General features: G+C 70.0%; 18 protein-coding genes. 11 read left to right on the top strand and 7 right to left on the bottom strand.

The annotated features are described in order from the left end of the window. Positions 1 to 198 precede the first annotated feature (198 nt). The gene (gene glmS, locus ABZ412_RS19340; RefSeq protein ID WP_357282269.1) at positions 199 to 2,067 is read left to right on the top strand and encodes a glutamine--fructose-6-phosphate transaminase (isomerizing); all 1,869 of its coding nucleotides are present in this window, start codon (positions 199 to 201) and stop codon (positions 2,065 to 2,067) included. 21 nt (positions 2,068 to 2,088) lie between these two features. On the opposite strand, the gene ABZ412_RS19335 is transcribed toward glmS, so the two are convergent. After that, entirely contained in the window at positions 2,089 to 2,508 is a 420-nt protein-coding gene (locus tag ABZ412_RS19335) for a cupredoxin family copper-binding protein (RefSeq protein ID WP_357282268.1), read from the bottom strand. Between the two features lie 124 nt (positions 2,509 to 2,632). Between ABZ412_RS19335 and ABZ412_RS19330 the strand changes: the two genes are divergently transcribed. Beyond that, positions 2,633 to 4,249, top strand: coding sequence for an NAD(P)H-hydrate dehydratase (locus ABZ412_RS19330; protein WP_357282266.1), 1,617 nt, complete (start codon positions 2,633 to 2,635; stop codon positions 4,247 to 4,249). 127 nt (positions 4,250 to 4,376) lie between these two features. On the opposite strand, the gene ABZ412_RS19325 is transcribed toward ABZ412_RS19330, so the two are convergent. Beyond that, positions 4,377 to 5,246, bottom strand: coding sequence for a LysR substrate-binding domain-containing protein (locus ABZ412_RS19325; RefSeq protein WP_357282264.1), 870 nt, complete (start codon positions 5,244 to 5,246; stop codon positions 4,377 to 4,379). A 70-nt stretch (positions 5,247 to 5,316) separates the two neighbouring features. Between ABZ412_RS19325 and dapA the strand changes: the two genes are divergently transcribed. From dapA to tsaD, 6 genes are all read left to right on the top strand, one after another. After that, entirely contained in the window at positions 5,317 to 6,207 is an 891-nt protein-coding gene (dapA, locus tag ABZ412_RS19320) for a 4-hydroxy-tetrahydrodipicolinate synthase (protein WP_357282263.1), read from the top strand. Positions 6,208 to 6,280: 73 nt separating this feature from the next. After that, on the top strand, positions 6,281 to 7,417 hold the full coding sequence (gene alr / locus ABZ412_RS19315; protein ID WP_357282262.1) for an alanine racemase: 1,137 nt from the start codon (positions 6,281 to 6,283) through the stop codon (positions 7,415 to 7,417). Continuing rightward, entirely contained in the window at positions 7,414 to 7,860 is a 447-nt protein-coding gene (tsaE, locus tag ABZ412_RS19310) for a tRNA (adenosine(37)-N6)-threonylcarbamoyltransferase complex ATPase subunit type 1 TsaE (protein WP_357282261.1), read from the top strand. Before alr ends, tsaE begins: the two co-directional genes overlap by 4 nt. A 71-nt stretch (positions 7,861 to 7,931) precedes the next feature. Beyond that, positions 7,932 to 8,642 (top strand): tRNA (adenosine(37)-N6)-threonylcarbamoyltransferase complex dimerization subunit type 1 TsaB, encoded by a 711-nt coding sequence (gene tsaB, locus ABZ412_RS19305; protein ID WP_357088841.1) that lies wholly within the window; start codon positions 7,932 to 7,934, stop codon positions 8,640 to 8,642. Further along, complete coding sequence (gene rimI / locus ABZ412_RS19300) at positions 8,639 to 9,148, top strand: ribosomal protein S18-alanine N-acetyltransferase (protein ID WP_357282260.1); 510 nt, start codon at positions 8,639 to 8,641, stop codon at positions 9,146 to 9,148. Before tsaB ends, rimI begins: the two co-directional genes overlap by 4 nt. Next, positions 9,145 to 10,176 carry a tRNA (adenosine(37)-N6)-threonylcarbamoyltransferase complex transferase subunit TsaD gene (tsaD, locus tag ABZ412_RS19295; protein WP_357282259.1) on the top strand — a complete coding sequence of 344 codons (1,032 nt, stop codon included), beginning with the start codon at positions 9,145 to 9,147 and terminating at the stop codon, positions 10,174 to 10,176. The genes rimI and tsaD overlap by 4 nt, the downstream gene beginning before the upstream one ends. 136 nt (positions 10,177 to 10,312) lie before the next feature. On the opposite strand, the gene ABZ412_RS19290 is transcribed toward tsaD, so the two are convergent. After that, positions 10,313 to 11,758 (bottom strand): Hsp70 family protein, encoded by a 1,446-nt coding sequence (locus tag ABZ412_RS19290; protein WP_357282258.1) that lies wholly within the window; start codon positions 11,756 to 11,758, stop codon positions 10,313 to 10,315. A 607-nt stretch (positions 11,759 to 12,365) separates the two neighbouring features. Here ABZ412_RS19290 and groES point away from each other — a divergent pair. Together groES and groL are read left to right on the top strand one after the other, a co-directional pair. Continuing rightward, complete coding sequence (gene groES / locus ABZ412_RS19285; protein WP_033086015.1) at positions 12,366 to 12,668, top strand: co-chaperone GroES; 303 nt, start codon at positions 12,366 to 12,368, stop codon at positions 12,666 to 12,668. Positions 12,669 to 12,808: 140 nt separating this feature from the next. Continuing rightward, entirely contained in the window at positions 12,809 to 14,416 is a 1,608-nt protein-coding gene (gene groL / locus ABZ412_RS19280; protein ID WP_357282257.1) for a chaperonin GroEL, read from the top strand. A gap of 70 nt (positions 14,417 to 14,486) precedes the next feature. Here groL and ABZ412_RS19275 read toward each other — a convergent pair whose 3' ends face one another. From ABZ412_RS19275 to ABZ412_RS19260, 4 genes are all read right to left on the bottom strand, one after another. After that, on the bottom strand, positions 14,487 to 14,699 hold the full coding sequence (locus tag ABZ412_RS19275; protein ID WP_357282256.1) for a hypothetical protein: 213 nt from the start codon (positions 14,697 to 14,699) through the stop codon (positions 14,487 to 14,489). 171 nt (positions 14,700 to 14,870) lie between these two features. Continuing rightward, entirely contained in the window at positions 14,871 to 15,185 is a 315-nt protein-coding gene (locus ABZ412_RS19270) for a hypothetical protein (protein WP_357282255.1), read from the bottom strand. Between the two features lies 1 nt (position 15,186). Then, entirely contained in the window at positions 15,187 to 15,762 is a 576-nt protein-coding gene (locus ABZ412_RS19265; RefSeq protein WP_357089901.1) for a sigma-70 family RNA polymerase sigma factor, read from the bottom strand. Positions 15,763 to 16,158: 396 nt separating this feature from the next. Then, positions 16,159 to 16,452, bottom strand: a complete 294-nt coding sequence (locus ABZ412_RS19260; RefSeq protein WP_357088823.1) for a WhiB family transcriptional regulator — start codon at positions 16,450 to 16,452, stop codon at positions 16,159 to 16,161. Positions 16,453 to 17,062: 610 nt separating this feature from the next. Between ABZ412_RS19260 and ABZ412_RS19255 the strand changes: the two genes are divergently transcribed. Continuing rightward, positions 17,063 to 17,998: a hypothetical protein gene (locus ABZ412_RS19255; protein WP_357282254.1), complete on the top strand. Its 936-nt coding sequence runs from the start codon at positions 17,063 to 17,065 to the stop codon at positions 17,996 to 17,998. Positions 17,999 to 18,114: the final 116 nt, after the last annotated feature.

Raw genomic sequence — 18,114 nt, 5'->3', positions numbered from 1 at the left:
CTTAGTCGGTCCGGCGGCCGAATGCCTCCAGCGCACAAGGTTCGCGGCCGTCTCGGTTCTGGACGCGCTCCGGCCTCCTCGCGTTTGGAGCGGAAGCGGGAGCGAAGCGGAGGAGCGGAGAAGGGAAGAAACGGGACCAGGGGCCGCGAACCAGCCGGAGCGTAGCGGAGGCCAAAAACACAGCTAGGCTGGTGAGCCATGTGCGGAATCGTGGGGTATGTGGGGTACCGGGACGCGCTCGGCGTGGTGGTCGATGCGTTGCGCCGCATGGAGTATCGGGGTTACGACTCGGCCGGAGTCGCGATTCTGGACGGGTCGGGCGGCTTGGCGGTCGAACGCAAGGCGGGACGTCTCGCCAACCTGGAGGCCGAACTGGTCGACCGGGGTCCGGAACGCTACGCCGGATCGACCGGCATGGGCCACACCCGCTGGGCCACGCACGGCGCGCCCACCGACCGCAATGCCCACCCGCACCGCGACCGCACCGGCCGGGTCGCGGTGGTGCACAACGGCATCATCGAGAACTTCGCCCCGCTGCGCCGCGAACTGGAGGAGGCGGGCGTCGAGCTGGGCAGCGACACCGATACCGAGGTGGCGGTGCACCTGGTGTCGCAGGCCTACGCGGCCGGGGACACCGCCGGTGATTTCGTCGCCTCCGCGCTGAGCGTGGTGCGCCGCCTGGAGGGCGCGTTCACCCTGGTCTTCGCCCATGCCGACCACCCCGGCACCATCGTCGCCGCCCGTCGCTCCACCCCGCTGGTGGTCGGGGTCGGGCAGGGCGAGATGTTCATCGCCTCCGACGTCACCGCGTTCATCGAACACACCCGGGAGGCAGTCGAACTCGGCCAGGACCAGGCCGTGGTCATCACCGCCGACAGCTACCGGGTCACCGACTTCGCGGGCACGGCCGACGAGGCGCGAACCCGCCCGTTCACCATCGACTGGGATCTGGCCGCCGCCGAGAAGGGCGGCCACGACTACTTCATGCTCAAGGAGATCGAGGAGCAGCCGACGGGCGTCGCCGACACCCTCATCGGCCACTTCGCGAACGGCCGCATCGTGCTCGACGAGCAGCGGCTGCACGACCAGGAGCTGCGTGAGATCGACAAGGTGTTCGTAGTCGCCTGCGGCAGTTCGTATCACGCGGGCCTGCTCGCCAAGTACGCCATCGAGCACTGGACGCGGCTGCCCGTGGAAGTGGAGCTGGCCAGCGAATTCCGTTACCGCGACCCGGTTCTGGACCGTTCCACGCTGGTGGTCGCCATCTCCCAGTCCGGCGAGACCGCCGACACGCTGGAGGCGGTGCGCCACGCCAAGGATCAGAAGGCGCGGGTCCTGGCCATCTGCAACACCAACGGCGCGCAGATCCCCCGCGAGGCCGACGCGGTCCTGTACACCCGCACCGGCCCGGAGATCGGGGTGGCGTCGACCAAGGCGTTCCTGGCCCAGATCACCGCCAACTACCTGGTCGGTCTGGCGCTGGCGCAGGCGCGCGGCACCAAGTACCCGGACGAGGTGGCGCGCGAGTTCGCCGAACTGGAGTCCATGCCGAAACTCGTTGCGCAGGTGCTGGAATCGGCCGAGAAGGTGCGTGGGATCGCCCGCCAGTTCGCGCACGTGCCGACGGTGCTGTTCCTGGGCCGCCACGTCGGCTACCCGGTCGCCCTCGAAGGCGCGCTCAAGCTCAAGGAACTGGCGTACATACACGCCGAGGGGTTCGCCGCGGGCGAGCTCAAGCACGGCCCGATCGCGCTCATCGAGGACGGTCTGCCGGTGTTCGTGGTCATGCCCTCGCCGAAGGGCCGGGCGGTGCTGCACTCCAAGCTGCTCAGCAATATCCGCGAGATCCAGGCCCGCGGCGCGCGCACCATCGTCATCGCCGAGGAGGGCGACGACACGGTGCGGCCGTTCGCCGACTTCTTGATCGAAATCCCGTCGGCCCCAACGCTGTACCAGCCGCTGCTGTCCACCGTCCCGCTGCAGATCTTCGCCGCCGAGGTGGCGCAGGCGCGCGGCTACGACGTGGACAAGCCGCGCAACCTGGCCAAGTCGGTGACCGTCGAGTAGGGACCGCCCGCAGTGGGGCTATCACTGGACGGTGACGGTGCCTTTCATGTCCGGGTGCAGCGGGCACAGGTAGCGGTAGGTGCCGGGCGTGGTGAAGGTGTGGCTCCACTCGCCCTTGCGGATGATCGGACTGTTGATGCCGAGCGCGACATCCCCGATGCCCTGCACCGCGTGCGGGGCCTTGTCGTCGAACTTCCAGGTCACGGTGTCCCCGGCCTTGACGGTGATGTCGGCCGGGGAGAACTTCATGTCCGCGACGTTCACGGTGACCGCGGCGGGCGCGGCCGGACCGGTCGAGGTCGCCGCCGAGGACGCCGGAGCCGCGGCCGTCGAGGTGGCGGCGGGCTTCGAGGTGTCCGAGGAGGAGCAGCCCGCGGCCGCCAGCGCCGCCACGACGGCGACGAGAAGCAGGGCACGCGAGGACGACTGGCGGATCGGCATGTCAGCCAGGCTAGTACCCGCCGATAGCGGACCATTCGCGGGCATCGCCCTGACCTGCACCGCGCCGGGCCGCGACCGGCGTAGTCTCCACAACGGCAGGCAGTCCGGATCCGGGAGGCGACCCATGACCGCACCGGCGGTGCTCGACTACTACACGGCCGACGAGGTACGCGCCGCCGAAGCCGAACTCTTCACCCGCGTACCCGCCGGAATGCCCATGCGACGAGCCGCGTTCGGCCTCGCCCAGGTGGTGGCGCGCGAACTGCGCGAACGCACCGGCGGTGTGGCGGGCCGTGCCGTCACCCTGCTGGTCGGCTCCGGCGACAATGGCGGCGACGCCCTGTGGGCGGGCTCCTTCCTGCGCCGGCGCGGGGTCGCGGTCCGTGCGATCCTGCTCGTCCCCGAGCGCGCCCACGCGGACGGGCTGGCGGCGCTGCGCGGCGCGGGCGGGGACATCGCCGCCGCTCCCGCTACCGTTCGGGAGCTGCGGGAAGGGTTGGTCGACGAGGCCGGGGAAGGGGCGGCCGACGAGGCGGTGCGGCGGCGGGGGCCGGAAGCCGATGCCGCCGCGACCACGCTGCGGCGGCTCGGATTACGGCCGGGCGTTCCCGCCGCGCCCCGCCGCGTGGCCGCCCTGCTCGGCACGCCGGACCTGGTGGTCGACGGCATCGTCGGCATTTCCGGACGCGGCTCCTTGCGTCCGGTGGCGGCCGGACTGGTGGCGGGCGTGCGGTGTCCGATCATCGCGGCCGACCTGCCCAGCGGCGTCGATCCCGACACCGGGTCCGTGAACGGTCCGGCGGTTCGCGCGGATGTCACTGTCGCCTTCGGCGCGCTCAAGCCGGTGCACGCGCTGGCCGCGCCGTACTGTGGGCGAATCGTGCTGGTGCCCATCGGATTAAGGCTGCCGGACGCGAACATGATCGCGCTGGAGCCACGGACGGTTGGAGCGGTCTGGCCGGTGCCAGGGCCCGCCGACGACAAGTACACCCAGGGCGTCACCGGCGTGTGCGCGGGCAGCGCCACCTTTCCGGGCGCGGCCGTCCTGTGCGCCGGCGGGGCGATCGCGGCCACGTCGGGCATGGTGCGCTACGCGGGCGCCGGTGCCGAACAGGTGCTCGCCCACTTTCCGGAAGTGATTGCCGCGGAATCAATTTCCGCCACCGGGCGGGTGCAATCCTGGGTGGTCGGCCCGGGTGGGGGCACCGATTCCGCCGCCCGCGACCGTTTGGCCGAGATCCTCGCCACCGACCTCCCCGTGGTGGTGGACGCCGACGGCCTCACCCTGCTCGCCGCGGATCCCGATCTGATCACCGGCCGTACCGCCCCGACGGTACTCACCCCGCACGCTGGTGAATTCGCCCGCCTCACCGGCTCCGAACCGGGACCCGACCGAGTGGCCGCCGTGCGCAAACTCGCCGAATCCTGGCATGTCACAGTCCTTTTGAAGGGTCGAGCCACCCTGGTGGCCAGCCCCGGCCACCCCGTGCTGGTCAGCGAGGCGGGAGGCAGCTGGGCCGCCACCGCCGGTTCCGGCGATGTCCTGTCCGGCATCATCGGCGCGCTCCTGGCCCGCGGCCTGCACCCCGCCGTCGCCGCCGCCTCCGCCGCCCGAGCCCACGCTCTGGCCGCCAATCTCGCCGCCCACTCCGCCACCACCGCGGGCGCCCCGATCTCCGCTTCCCCCTTGCTCTCCCACGTCCGCGAGGCCATCGGCACGCTGCGGGAACTCGCGATCTGACGGCCCGCCGGGGAGGGTTCTCCGGACATCGGCGGTTCGGCGGGCGACGGGTGACTGTTGGCGGGCGCGTGGTTCCGGATCATCATGTTCGCTGCCGGAGTCGCGATGTTCGGGCGCGAGGACTATCTCAACCGGTATTGGCGGCGGTGTGCAGGGCGGTGCGGGCGGCGGCGATGACGGGGTGGTCGCCGGTGCCGCGGCGGTAGGCGAGGCGGGTGCGGCGGCGGGTGGGGAGCGGAGTGAGAGTGACGGCAGCGGGGGCGGAATGGGTGCCGAGGTCGGGGACCAGGGCTACGCCCTGGGCGGCGGCGACCAGGTTGAGGACGGTGCCGAAGTCGTCGGCGTGGTGGCGGATGCGCGGGGTGAAGCCCGCGGCCAGGCAGGCGCGGACGGTCATTTCGTAGCAGAGGGTGCCGGGGGTGCCTGCGATCCAGGGGGAATCGGAGTGGACGGCGAGTGGGCCGGGGCTGAGGGCGGCGAGGTGGATGGTCTCCTCGAAGAGGGGTTCGGTGTCGAGACCGGGTTCGGGGGTGAGGGGGACGTAGTCGTATTCCTGGAGCAAGGCGACATCGAGGGTTTCGGCGCGCAGGGCGGCGGGGGCGGCGGCCGGATCCAGTTCGGTGACCAGGAGTTCCAGCAGGGGATGGTCTCGGCTGAGGGAGATCAGGGCGGGGGAGAGGATGTGGTGGACGGCGGTGGGGAAGGCGCCGATCCGCAGGGTGCCGGTGAGTTCGGTTCGGGCGGAGGCGAGTTCGGCGGTCGCCTGTTCCAGCACGGCGAGGATGGTCTCGGTGTGCTCGACCAGACGCAGCGCGGCGGGGGTGAGGACGACGCTGCGGCCGGTACGTTCCAGGAGCGGGAGCCCGGCTTCGCGTTCGAGGGCGGTCAGCTGCTGGGAGACGGCCGAGGGCGTGTAGGTGAGGGCCTCGGCGACCGCGGCGATGGTCTTCCGGTGCGCGAGTTCGCGGAGCAGACGCAGGCGACGGACATCCAGCATCAGTTGATCTTATGCTCGGGGATAGAAACGTGAAATAGACCTGACGTATCCGCTCGACCAGGCTGGTGCCATGACATTCAACGGCCTCTACGTTCCCCTGGTCACACCCTTCACCGCCGACGACGAACTGGCCGCGGACGCCCTGGAGGCGCTCGCCCACGAAGCCCTCGACGCCGGCGCGGCGGGCCTCGTCGCACTGGGTACCACCGGCGAACCCACCACCCTCACCCGCGACGAGCAGCGGCGCGTCGTCGAGGTCTGCGCCCGGGTCTGCGCCGACCGCGACGCCACTCTGATCGTCGGCGCGGGCTCGAACGCCACCCACGACTCGGCGCGCGCCCTGTCCGCGCTCGACCCGCGGGCCACCGCCGCCCTCGCCGTGGTCCCCTACTACAACCGGCCCTCGGAAGACGGTGTGGTGGAACACTTCCGGGTCCTCGCTGCCGCCAGCCCGGTGCCGGTGCTGATCTACCACATCCCCTACCGCACCTCCCGCACCCTGAGCGCCGAAACCCTGTGCCGACTGGCCGAACTGCCGAACGTGGCGGGCTTCAAGTACACGGCGGGCGGCATCGACGAGACCACGGTGGCCTTCCTGGCGCGCGTCCCCGAGCACGTCTCGGTGCTGGCGGGCGACGACCTGTTCGCCGCCCCGCTGCTGGCGCTCGGCGCGACCGGAGCGATTCTCGCGTGCGCCAATGTCGCACCTGCGGCCTACGCCGACCTGGTCGCGGCCTGGCGCACCGGCGCGCTCGACACCGGCCGCGCCCTCGGCAACCGGCTGGCCCCGCTGGCCGACGCGCTGTTCAGCGAACCCAATCCCATTGTGGTGAAAGCGGTTCTGGCCGCCCAGGGGCGCATCCCCACCCCGAACGTGCGGCTGCCGCTGCTGCCGGCGAGCCCCGAAGCCCTCGCCGGAGCCCTGGCCGCCGTGCCCGCGGCACTCGCCGCGGCGATCTGATTCGGCCCCGCGGCGGCCGCCCCCACTCGGGTGTGACGCGAATCGCCCCTGCCCGGATGGCAGGATCGGTGGTGTGAAGCAGCCCGACCCACAGGTGGAAACCCTCGTCGACCTGGACGCCATCGCCCACAACGTGCGCATTCTGGCCGAGCACGCCGGTGACGCCGCGGTCATGGTCGTGGTGAAGGCCGACGGGTACAACCACGGTGCGGTCGAGGTGGCGCGGGCGGCGCTGGCGGCGGGGGCGCGGGAACTGGGCACCACCACGGTCGCCGAGGCGGTGGCCTTGCGGACCGCCGGGATCACCGCGCCGATCCTGTGCTGGCTCAACACCTCCGACGCCGACTACGGCAGCGCCATCGCCGCCGATATCGAGATCGGGGTGTCGGCGCTCGCGCAGCTGGAGGCGGTGGCCGCGGCCGCCCGGCAGCTGGGGCGCACCGCGACCGTCAGCCTGAAAGTGGATACCGGACTCAACCGCAACGGGATTCCCGCCACCGAATACCCGGAGGTCCTGGAGCTGCTGCGCCGGCTGGTCGACGACGGGACCGCCCGGCTGCGCGCGATCTTCTCGCACCTGGCGCTCGCCGACCAGCCCGAGCACCCGGTCAACGACCGGCAGCGAGAACGCTTCCTCGAGTTCATCGCCACCGCCAAGGAACACGGCCTCGAACCCGAACTCGTGCACATCGCGAATTCCGCTGCCGCGCTGACCCGCCCGGACCTCGCCTTCGACATGGTCCGCCCCGGCATCGCCGTCTACGGCCTGTCACCGATTCCGGAACTGTCCGACTTCGGGCTGCGCCCGGCGATGACCTTCCGCGCCCGCGTGCTGCGGGTGAAGCGGGTCGCCGCCGGGGAAGGCGTCTCCTACGGCCACGACTGGATCGCCGAACACGACACCACCGTCGCGCTGCTGCCCGCCGGATACGCCGACGGCGTGCCGCGCACCCTCGGCGGGAAGTTCTCGGTGTGGCTGGGCGGCGCGCGCCGAACCCAGATCGGACGGGTGTGCATGGATCAGATCGTGGTGAACCTCGGCGAGAACGAGGCCGGAGTCCAGGCGGGCGACACCGCGGTGCTGTTCGGCGGCGAACCCGGACAGCCGCGCGCCCAGGAATGGGCCGACGCGCTCGGCACCATCAACTACGAGATCGTGTGCAATCCGCGCGGCCGCGTGGTGCGCGACCACATCGGCGGTGACCGATGAACGACCATCGCATGCTCGCCACCGTCGAGGACACCGAGGCACTGGGCCGCGAGATCGCCGAACAGCTGCAGGCCGGGGACCTGGTCATCCTCGACGGCCCGCTGGGCGCGGGCAAGACCGCGCTCACCCGCGGCATCGCCGCCGGGCTGGGCGTCCAAGGACGGGTCAGCTCACCGACTTTCATCATCGCCCGCCAGCACCGCGCCGGCGCGCACCCGGGCGCGGTGGCGCTGGTGCACGTGGACGCCTACCGGCTCGGCGGCGACCTCGACGAACTCGACGCCCTCGACCTCGACACGGATCTCGACCACGCCGTCGTGGTGGTGGAATGGGGTCTCGGCGTGGCCGAACACCTGGCCGACCGCCACCTGCGGATCCAGCTGCGCCGCGAACCCGAGTCCGATGTCCGCACCGCGGAATGGGAGTGGGTCGCCGCCACCTGATCCGGCGCGAGATTCCCGCAGGCAGACACCACGCCGAGTGGGCTGTACCACCCGGTATTGTTGAGGCAATCATGCTGATATTGGCTGTCGACACCGCGACTCCCGCCGTCACAGCGGGACTGGTGGAACTGGAACCGGCGCAACCCGGGTCGAACGCACCGCGCATCACCACGATCACCGCCGAGGTGACCGTGGACGCACGCGCGCACAACGAGGTGCTGACCCCCCAGATCCTGACCTGCCTGGCCGAATCGGGCCGCTCGCGGGCGGATATCGCCGCGGTCGTGGCGGGTATCGGGCCGGGGCCGTTCACCGGACTGCGGGTCGGCATGGCCACCGCCGCCGCCTTCGGCGACGCCCTCGGCATCCCCGTGTACGGGGTGTGCAGCCTCGACGCCATCGCCGCCGACACCGAGAGCTATCTGCGTGAGAGCTCCGACCCGGTCGAACTGCTGGTCGTCACCGACGCCCGCCGTCGCGAGGTGTACTGGGCGCGCTACCGCGCCGTCCCCGGCAGCCTCGTCCTCGAACGCTGCGAGGGCCCCGAGGTGAGCAAGCCCGGCGACCTGGACCAGGCCGCCGCCACCCTGATCGCCGGATCCGCCTCGCATGTCGACTATTTCGACCTGCCCGTGCTGCCGGTCGAGACGCCGTCCCCGGCCGGGCTGGTGCGCTGCGCCGCCGCCGACATCCTGTCCGGCGCCGTCCCCGCCCCGCTGGTGCCGCTGTACCTGCGCCGCCCGGACGCCGTCGAGAAGAGTTACGCGCAGGTGGGCCGATGACCATCCGCATCGAACCGATGCGGCCCGCCGACGTCACCCGCTGCGCACAGCTCGAGCAGGTGCTGTTCCCCGAGGACGATCCCTGGCACGAGGTGTCGTTCCTGTCGGAACTGGCCGGACCGCACAACCGCTACATCACCGCCCGCGACGCCGGCGGGGACATGGTGGGTTACGCCGGAATCGCGTTGCTCGGCACCGCCGAACACCCCGAGGCCGAAGTCCACACCATCGGCGTCGACCCGGACCACCACCGGCGCGGCATCGGCACCCTGTTGCTCGAGGCGCTGCTGCTGGAGGCCGGACGCCGCGGCGGACCCGTCTTCCTCGAGGTCCGCACCGACAACGCGCCCGCGATCACGCTCTACGAGAAGCACGGCTTCCACATCATCGGGCTGCGCAAGAACTACTACCAGCCCAGCGGGGCCGACGCGTACACCATGCGGCGACCGGCCATGGCCGGATTCCCGCAGGACGGATTCACCAAGGACGCCGAGGTCTCGTCATGATCGTCATGGGTATCGAAAGCTCCTGCGACGAAACGGGAGTCGGCATCGTGCGGCGGCTGCCCGACGGCAGCTGCGAACTGCTCGCCGACGAGGTCGCCTCCAGCGTCGACCAGCACGCCCGCTTCGGCGGCGTGGTGCCCGAGATCGCCTCGCGCGCACACCTCGAGGCCATCGTGCCTGCCATGCGCCGGGCCCTGGCCACCGCCGGGATCAGCAAGCCCGACGCGCTCGCCGTCACCATCGGCCCCGGTCTCGCCGGTGCCCTGCTGGTCGGCGTGGCGGCGGCGAAAGCCTATGCGGCGGCGTGGGATATCCCGTTCTACGCGCTCAACCACCTGGGCGGGCACGTCGCCGTCGACACCCTCGAGCACGGGCCGATGCCGCCCGCGGTCGCTCTGCTCGTCTCCGGCGGGCACACCCACCTGCTGCAGGTGACCGACCTCGGACAGCCCATCACCGAACTCGGCAGCACCGTCGACGACGCCGCGGGCGAGGCCTTCGACAAGGTGGCCCGGCTGCTCGGCCTCGGCTACCCGGGCGGACCCGTCCTGGATTCCATTGCCACCGACGGCGATCCGAAGGCCATCGCCTTCCCCCGCGGCATGACCGGACCACGGGACCCCCGCTACGACTTCTCCTTCTCCGGCCTCAAGACGGCCGTCGCCCGCTATGTCGAAGCGGCGCAACGGGAAGGCCGCGACCTGCCCATCCCCGATATCGCCGCCTCCTTCCAGGAGGCCGTCGCGGACGTGCTCACCATGAAGGCGGTGCGGGCGGCGCAGGATGTCGGCGTCGACACCCTCGTGCTGGGCGGCGGCGCCACCGCCAACTCCCGCATCCGGTCGATGGCCGAAGAGCGGTGCACGGCCGCGGGAATCACCTTGCGCGTCCCCAAGCCGCGCCTGTGCACCGACAACGGCGTCATGATCGCCACCCTGGGCGCGCACGTGATCGCGGGCGGCGCACAGCCTTCCGAACTGACCGTGGCCACCGATCCCGGTCTGCCGGTCTCCACCAGCTACCTGTGAGAGTCCGACTGCGGTGGTCGGAGACGTGGATTTCCGCGTAATTCAGCGCGACAACTGATTTCGTGACGGTTGGGCAACTCGTCGGGTACTTCCGGGATCGGTCGGGCACTCGACCGCTGGCGCGGGTGCTCAACGGTCAACGGCTCATTGCCGGCCGCTGAAATCGCGGGGAGGCGGCATCGGCGTCGGCGCGCGGCGCCGGCGAGACGTGCGGCTCCGGATCGATCGGCGGCAGCGTGGTGCCCAGCAGCGGGCCCAGCAGGCGCGGCAGATCCGCCGGGAACGGGATCTGGGGTAGATCCGGGTCCGGTCGCAGCGGCGGCTGCTGCGAGGTGACGCTGGGGACCGCGGGAGTGCTGTTCGCCGAACCGGTCTGGGCCGGGGGCACGGCGACGGTGGTGCGGTGGCTCGGGCTCTGGTTCGCGGTCGGGTTGACCGAACCCTGCGCCGGAACGGTGGTCGCCGGCACGGGCGGCGTGGTCGGTGGCTGCTGCGCCGAGGTCGGCGAGTAGTGCGCGGGCTGCGGTTCCTCGATCACGAACTCCTTGACCCCGTACCCGACGATCAGGCCGACCACCACGATCGCCCCGGCGAGGGTGCCCGCCAGCTTGGTGAAGGTGCCGATCGGCGCGTCCGCGCCCAGGCCGATCACCGGGAAGGCCGTCGGCACGGTCGAATCCGCCACCAGCGCCGCGCCTTTCGCGATCGCGGACTCCGGCTCCGGCACCGTGACCACCGGAATGTCGAGCTGGCGTTCCAGCCCCACCACCATGATCGGCACGTTCGCGCCGCCGCCGATCACCGCGACCGCCTCCGGGAACTTCGGGGCCCGCGTGAACACGCCGCGCGCGAACACCGCCAGATCGTGCAGCAGGTCGGCGACGATCTCCTCGAAATCCACCCGGGTCAGCTTGAGCGGCTGCCCGGCCACATGGTCGATGGTCACCGCCGGGACCACCGACAGGTGCTCCTTGGCGGCGCGGCTGCGATTGAGCAGGATGCCGCGGTTCGGGCGGATGCCGCGACGCGACAGGTGGCAGTCCAGCAGGTGCTGCAGGATCAGTTCGTCGATGGCGTTGCCGCTGATGGTGGTGATGCGCTCGGAACGCAGCACGGTGTCGTCGGCGTGGTCGGCGACCGAGACCGTGGTGCCCTTGGCCCCGATGTCGATGACCGCCACCGTGTCCCAGCGGTCCAGCAGGCCGGTGTGCCGCAGGTAGGCGAGGGCCGCGGTGGTCTCCGGAATCAGTTGCACGCCGTGGCGCTGCCGCCCGATGGCGGAGCGGATGATCTGGGCCTGCTCGCGGTCGCGGTAGGCGACCGCGATATCGCCGGGCGGGGTGGAGTCGGGCTCGTGGTGCCCGTTGTTCCGGGCGCCCGCGCCGACCGGATGCACGGTGTCACGGGGGATCTGGGTGGTCATCAACTCGATCGAGGAGGCCACCAGATCGCCGAGGTCGGAGTGCGCGGTATCGGCCGTCACGACCCGGTAGTCGAAGCTCTGGGCGCCGTTGGGCGCGGTGGCGACCGTCGCCGAGCACACCACTTCGCTCCCGGCGGAGATGCCGAGGGATGTTCGCATGTTCACCTCCCTTCGAGCGGATGGTCCTGGTGGAGACGACCATCTCGAACGGACTCCGGACGCGCCCAACGGGTAGCAGACGATTCCGGCGAGCTACGGACCGTGGCGGGCTCGCGTCCGATGGGGCATCCGGACCTGCCACTGATCACTTGCGGTCTTGCTCTCTTCTCGAGCCCGTGCGCGGGGTTGCCGCACGGAAAGCGGGGTGAAGCAGATGTGTAACTGTCGACGGCGCGCGTGACCCGACCGATTCGGTCTCGCCGCGTGGCCGCCGTCAATGGTGTCACAATCCGTTATCCGAACGTTACAGATTTTCGGATTTCTTTGGAAGACCTCAGATTCCCGGGCCGTCGGGTCGGCGAGTCGTGTCAGAGTCGGGTCCGGAGGCCGCACTGGCAGCCCCTTGCCTTGAGCGCTGGCACTCCCGTGTATAGAGTGCTAGGTGGCACTGGTATTTGTGCTCAGGTGCCAGCTGATGACTACTGAGCAGGGGTCCCGGCACCCGCGACGACGGGGCTGATTGCACAGGGTCACGCACATGACCGAAACCGTGCGTCCGGGGAACAGCCCCGGACGAGAAGAATCCCCTGAAAGTGGAGGGCTCAACGTGGCGAGCGTGAACATCAAGCCGCTCGAGGACAAGATCCTCGTCCAGGCCAACGAGGCCGAAACCACCACCGCCTCCGGTCTGGTCATCCCCGACACGGCGAAGGAGAAGCCCCAGGAGGGCACCGTCATCGCCGTCGGCCCCGGCCGCTGGGACGAGGACGGCGAGAAGCGCATCCCGCTGGACGTCAAGGAAGGCGACGTCGTCATCTACAGCAAGTACGGCGGCACCGAGATCAAGTACAACGGCTCGGAGTACCTGATCCTGTCGGCCCGCGACCTGCTGGCCGTCGTCACCAAGTAAGCGACGCACCAACTCTCGGGGCCCCAGGGGGCTTCCCCTGAACCCCTTTCGAGAGACACCGCCCCGGAGTCGCAGCTGTCGATACAGCAACCGGCCCGGGGCGGAGTGCGTTCGCCCCCGACCTTCACAGGAGTAGGTACATGGCAAAGCAGATCGAGTTCGACGAGAAGGCTCGTCGCGCTATGGAGCGCGGCGTCGACAAGCTCGCCGACGCCGTCAAGGTCACGCTCGGCCCGCGCGGCCGGCACGTGGTGCTGGCCAAGGCCTTCGGTGGCCCGACCGTCACCAACGACGGCGTGACCATCGCCCGCGACATCGACCTCGAGGACCCCTTCGAGAACCTGGGCGCGCAGCTGGTCAAGAGCGTCGCCACCAAGACCAACGATGTCGCCGGCGACGGCACCACCACCGCCACCGTGCTGGCGCAGGCGCTCATCAAGGGCGGCCTGAAGAACATCGCCGCCGGCGCCAACCCGATGACCCTGGGCAAGGGCATGAGCAAGGCCGCCGACGCGGTCGCCGCCGCCCTGCACGCCGCCGCCACCCCGGTGAACGGTGAGAAGGCCATCGCGCAGGTCGCCACCGTGTCCTCGCGGGACGAGGAGATCGGCGCGCTGGTCGCCGAGGCGCTGACCAAGGTCGGCAAGGACGGCGTCGTCACCATCGAGGAGTCCTCGGGTCTGCAGACCGAGGTCGCCATCACCGAGGGCGTGCAGTTCGACAAGGGCTACCTGTCCCCGTACTTCGTCACCGACCCGGAGACCATGCAGGCGGTCTACGAGGACGCGTGGATCCTGCTCAATCGCGAGAAGATCAGCTCGCTGCCGGACCTGCTCCCGCTGCTGGAGAAGATCGCCGAGTCGGGCAAGCCGGTCGTCATCATCGCCGAGGACGTCGACGGCGAGGCGCTGTCCACCCTCGTGGTGAACGCGATCCGCAAGACCCTCAAGGTGGTCGCGGTGAAGGCCCCGTTCTTCGGTGACCGTCGCAAGGCGTTCCTGGACGACCTGGGCATCGTCACCGGCGGCACCGTGGTCAACCCGGACCTGGGCATCACCCTGCGTGAGGCCGGCCTGGACGTGCTGGGCAAGGCCCGCCGCGTCGTGGTCACCAAGGACGAGACCACCATCGTCGAGGGCGCCGGCTCGCAGGCCGACATCGACGGCCGGGTCGCGCAGCTGCGCAAGGAGATCGAGAACACCGACTCCGACTGGGACCGCGAGAAGCTGGAAGAGCGTCTGGCCAAGCTGGCCGGCGGCGTCGCCGTCATCAAGGTCGGCGCGGCCACCGAGACCGAGCTCAAGGAGCGCAAGTACCGCGTCGAGGACGCCGTCTCCTCCGCCAAGGCGGCGGTCGCCGAGGGCATCGTCCCCGGCGGCGGCACCGCCCTGGTCCAGGCCGCGGCGACCCTGAACGCCCTGCGCGACACCCTGACCGGTGACGAGGCCGTCGGCGTCGACGTCGTGCGCCAGGCCCTGCTGGCCCCGCTGTTCTGGATCGCCAGCAACGCCGGTGTCGACGGCGCGGTCGTGGTCTCCAAGGTGACCGAGGGCGAGAACGGCTTCAATGCCGCCACCCTCACCTACGGCGACCTGGTCGCCGAGGGTGTCATCGACCCGGTCAAGGTCACCCGCTCCGCTGTCGAGAACGCCACCTCGGTGGCCCGCATGGTGCTGACCACCGAGTCCGCCATCGTCGACAAGCCCGTCGAGGAAGCGGCCGACGCCCACGCCGGCCACTCCCACTGATCGATCGGTGAACCGAGGCCCCCGGACGGATTCCGTCCGGGGGCCTCGGCGTTTCAGGCTGTGGGGCAGGTCATTTCGACGGCGGGATCGCAGTGGGGGCCGGAACCGGCGACGCCGGATCGAGTGGCGCGGTGATCGGCGGCAGTGGAACGGCCGGGTACTCGTCCGGCGCGGCCGCGGGGGAGTGAGCGGCCACGAAGCAGCCGATGCCGATGAGGGCGACGGCGGCGATGCCCGCGAGGACGCGGAGTGTGACGCGGGTGAGGGTGGAGAGCAGGTACATGCCGGATCCGTTCGAGGGGCGGCATGAATGCTCATGGCGCGGACGGAGTTACGGTGTCCGAATCGTCCCATTTGGTTCGGGTGTTACCCGGGGTCCTCTACCAGTTGAAAGGGTGAGGGCGGGGCGGAATTGGGAGATTGCCCCGGAGAGTGCTCCGGGGCGCGCGCTGGGTCAATCTCTCACGGGGAAGGACGAACGGCCGTTTCCGTTGCCGAGAGCGGTGTGCGAATGGTGAATCGTGGTCGGCGGGGCCGGGTCTGTGGCTATCGCGGCGAGAAGGCGGTCGCGGAGGGCGGGCGGCGGCGGGATGGCCGGCACGGACGCGGCCAGCGCGAGCGCTTCTCGGGTCTGCTGCACTTCCAGGGTGAAGGCGGCGCGCAGTACGGGGTCGTCGGTATCCAGAAGGTCCGCCACTGCGCGCTGATCTTCGTCGCCGATCGATCCGAGCGCGACAGTGTGCGCGAGATCGATCTGGCTTTCGTTCATCTCACGTCACTCCCAAACTTTTCTTGAGTCGTGTCAGTCCGTCCCGAATACGGGACTTAACGGTAGGTAACCCTACGCCCAGATAGGCCGCCACCTCGGCGTATGTCCGACCGCCGAAGTACGCGAGAGAGATCGCCTCCCGCTGCGTCTCGGTCAGGGTGGCCAGCCCGGCGAGCACCGCCTGCTGTTCCAGCCGCCGCCCTACCTCTTCGGTGACCTCGTCGAACTCATTACCGAGGGTACTGGTGCCGTACGCGACCTCACGCTGGGCGTGGGCCTGTTCGGCGCGGACTCGGTCGACCGCGCGGCGATGGGCCAGCGTCATCAACCAGGTGACAGCCGATCCCTTGTTGGGATCGAAATTGGCGGCCGTGCGCCAGATCTGGAGATAGACCTCCTGAGTGGTCTCCTCCGCGTATCCCGGATCGTGGAGCACGCGTAGGACCAGGCCGAACACTCGCGCGCTGGTGCGGTCGTACAGCTCGGCGAAGGCCTGCTGATCGGACTGCCCGCAACGCTCGAGAAGTGCGGCGAGTTCGAGACTTTCGGCTGCGCGCGCCGTCACCGCAGAGTCCACGCTGGGTGCATCCACCCCTCGTCCGTCCCTCGAGCTCTGGAACGAGTCGCCCTCTGCGGCAGGCGGCCGCGTTGTCACAACGCTCCGTTCTGTGTCATCGGCCACGAGGGTAGCGTGCCGCTATGACCTCCTCTCGGGTGGGGGTATTCGGCAAAGCGACTGTGGCACAGCGATTTTCCGATTTGACCGAAACGTCGCAATCGTGACATCGAAGACACGCCGTGACGCGCCGGAGGTTGCCGACCCCGCCGGGCGGTGCCGGGTGTTTGCTAGCTATTCGGCGCGCCACCCCGAAAGGATGGGAAGAATCTCGAGCCCGGCCCGCTGTCGTATCAGGGACACCGCTGGTGAACACGAGTCCCGCGCGTTTGCCGAGAGTGCCTGCGGGCGCCCGGATTACGCGACGATACGGCGGCGATTGCGGCGGGCGTGCAACTCGCGCTCGGTCTCCGACATGCCACCCCAGATGCCGTAGGGCTCACTGACCTTCAGCGCGTGCGAGCGGCACTGCAGCAGCACCGGGCAGGCCTTGCAGATTTCCTTGGCCCGCAGCTCGCGCTGGGCCCGTGCCCGGCCGCGCTCGCCGTCCGGGTGGAAGAACACGGCGGAGTCCTGACCGCGGCAGGATCCGCGCATCTGCCAATCCCATACATCGGCGTTCGGCCCGGGGAGGTGGGTTGGCATCGGCATGGTGAACTCCTCTTGGTGCGAGCTCGTCGGCATTGTCGAGCGGTGCTGGTGGCAAACAGGTGGCCGCATCGCCGTGGCCCGGCGATCGCACTTCATCGGCGCCGCAATTCAGCACGACGCCAACGACGGCGATGACGTACGTTAGGTCGCGAAACGAATTCGAGTCAATAGCTTCATTCGACTCGAGCCGAATACCTGCACATTAGAGAATTAACATCCGAGCTATTTACAAGATGGGGTGCCTGTGGTGATACTGATCGGTTGCCCAGCGCCGTGACCTGGTTGTGATAGCCCATCCGACTGGGTAAAACCGCTGGTAGCACAGGCTTTTTGGACCCGAATCCCGATGCCGTGAGCTATGCAAGGCTCTCGATCAGAGTGATCTCAGCCATTGGACATCCTGCGCTGAGTAGGGTAGAGATGGCCGCCTCGAGGCCGCCGGGTTAATAGCGCGAAACGCTATACGAATTCCTTACGGGCGTGCTGGTCGATAGCGAGGACAGATTTACGGAGTGGAAACACAAAGGCTCTGGTGAATGCTGGCTGATAGCTGGCGAACTATGCTATGGCGGCTGCCGTCACTTGTCCGGCCACTGGATACAGTGCGGCTGTGCCTGTGCTCGAAGTGAACTCCGTACTCGCCGACACCGCTTTCGGTTCCACGCCCGAGGGCGCTGCCGCCGGGTTGCCGGCCGCGCCCGACGCCGCCGGATCCTGGCTGCGCGCGGTCTCGCTGAGTGGAATCGGTTACTACGCCGCCGCGCGCGCCGAACTCCGCCACGCCCGGCGCGGCACCACCGACCCCGCCCTGCTGTCGCTCACCCACAGCACCGAGGCATCGTTGCTGCGCCAGCTCGGCTGGCACAACCACGCCGCTGTCGTGGACGGGCGCGCCGCCGCGCTGGCACTGCCCGCGCTCGCCGCCGCCGCTCCCGCGCCAGCCGCGACGCTCGCGGACATCCGATCCGCGGAAGCCGTTTGCGATGCGTTGACCGGACTCGCCGCCGATGCCCTGGGCACCCTCCGCCCGGCGCTTGCCGCCCGGCTGCTGAATCGTTGCCGAAATTATCTCGACGTTCACCTGGCCACCGCCGACGCGGCGTGGCGGCCGCGTGTGCGGCTGCACTGGGTGAGTGCCGAGACGGCGCTGTCGGCCCCCGGCTCCGGATTGATCTCCGCCCCTGCCGCCGATCCCGCCGCGGGCGATCGGCCGGTCCCGGCCGATCCCGCCCTGGCCCACGCCGAGGCCGCGGTCGCGCTCGCGGAAAACTCGCCCTCGCTGCGGCATCGAGTGAAATCCCGGCTACTGCTGGCCGCCGCCAGCGCCGCCGCCGGCGACCTCGATCGATCCCGCGCTCTCGCAGTCGAAGTCGATCGGGCCTGCGCCGAACATGAGCTGCTCCCGCTGCGCTGGGCCTGCGCCATGCTCCGCTCCGGCGTCGAACCCGGTGGTGACGGCGCGGCCGTGGCGGCGGAGTGCGCGCGGTTGCTGGCCGCTCGCGGCGGGCGATTGCGTTCGGCGAGCGAGCTTCTCGGACGTCCCTGAGTCATCCATGAGCCGTCCTCGAGTGATCTCCGGCACTTCCCTGAGACTGCCCCGAGAACGACCCCGTAACGATTGGCGCCGGTACGCCAGCCGCTATTGTTGGACCGTTCCGCCCC

The organism is Nocardia sp. NPDC005746 (assembly GCF_040630785.1).
Lineage (GTDB): Bacteria > Actinomycetota > Actinomycetes > Mycobacteriales > Mycobacteriaceae > Nocardia.
Note: the sequence above shows the minus strand (reverse complement) of the source record. Positions and strands in the feature narration are given on the sequence as shown.

Bases quoted from the DNA above. Each gene is read 5' to 3' on its own strand.
- glmS (WP_357282269.1), top strand. From the start codon at position 199: ATGTGCGGAATCGTGGGGTATGTGGGGTACCGGGACGCGCTCGGCGTG.
- ABZ412_RS19335 (WP_357282268.1), bottom strand. From the start codon at position 2,508: ATGCCGATCCGCCAGTCGTCCTCGCGTGCCCTGCTTCTCGTCGCCGTC.
- ABZ412_RS19330 (WP_357282266.1), top strand. From the start codon at position 2,633: ATGACCGCACCGGCGGTGCTCGACTACTACACGGCCGACGAGGTACGC.
- ABZ412_RS19325 (WP_357282264.1), bottom strand. From the start codon at position 5,246: ATGCTGGATGTCCGTCGCCTGCGTCTGCTCCGCGAACTCGCGCACCGG.
- dapA (WP_357282263.1), top strand. From the start codon at position 5,317: ATGACATTCAACGGCCTCTACGTTCCCCTGGTCACACCCTTCACCGCC.
- tsaE (WP_357282261.1), top strand. From the start codon at position 7,414: ATGAACGACCATCGCATGCTCGCCACCGTCGAGGACACCGAGGCACTG.
- tsaB (WP_357088841.1), top strand. From the start codon at position 7,932: ATGCTGATATTGGCTGTCGACACCGCGACTCCCGCCGTCACAGCGGGA.
- rimI (WP_357282260.1), top strand. From the start codon at position 8,639: ATGACCATCCGCATCGAACCGATGCGGCCCGCCGACGTCACCCGCTGC.
- tsaD (WP_357282259.1), top strand. From the start codon at position 9,145: ATGATCGTCATGGGTATCGAAAGCTCCTGCGACGAAACGGGAGTCGGC.
- ABZ412_RS19290 (WP_357282258.1), bottom strand. From the start codon at position 11,758: ATGCGAACATCCCTCGGCATCTCCGCCGGGAGCGAAGTGGTGTGCTCG.
- groL (WP_357282257.1), top strand. From the start codon at position 12,809: ATGGCAAAGCAGATCGAGTTCGACGAGAAGGCTCGTCGCGCTATGGAG.
- ABZ412_RS19275 (WP_357282256.1), bottom strand. From the start codon at position 14,699: ATGTACCTGCTCTCCACCCTCACCCGCGTCACACTCCGCGTCCTCGCG.
- ABZ412_RS19270 (WP_357282255.1), bottom strand. From the start codon at position 15,185: ATGAACGAAAGCCAGATCGATCTCGCGCACACTGTCGCGCTCGGATCG.
- ABZ412_RS19260 (WP_357088823.1), bottom strand. From the start codon at position 16,452: ATGCCGATGCCAACCCACCTCCCCGGGCCGAACGCCGATGTATGGGAT.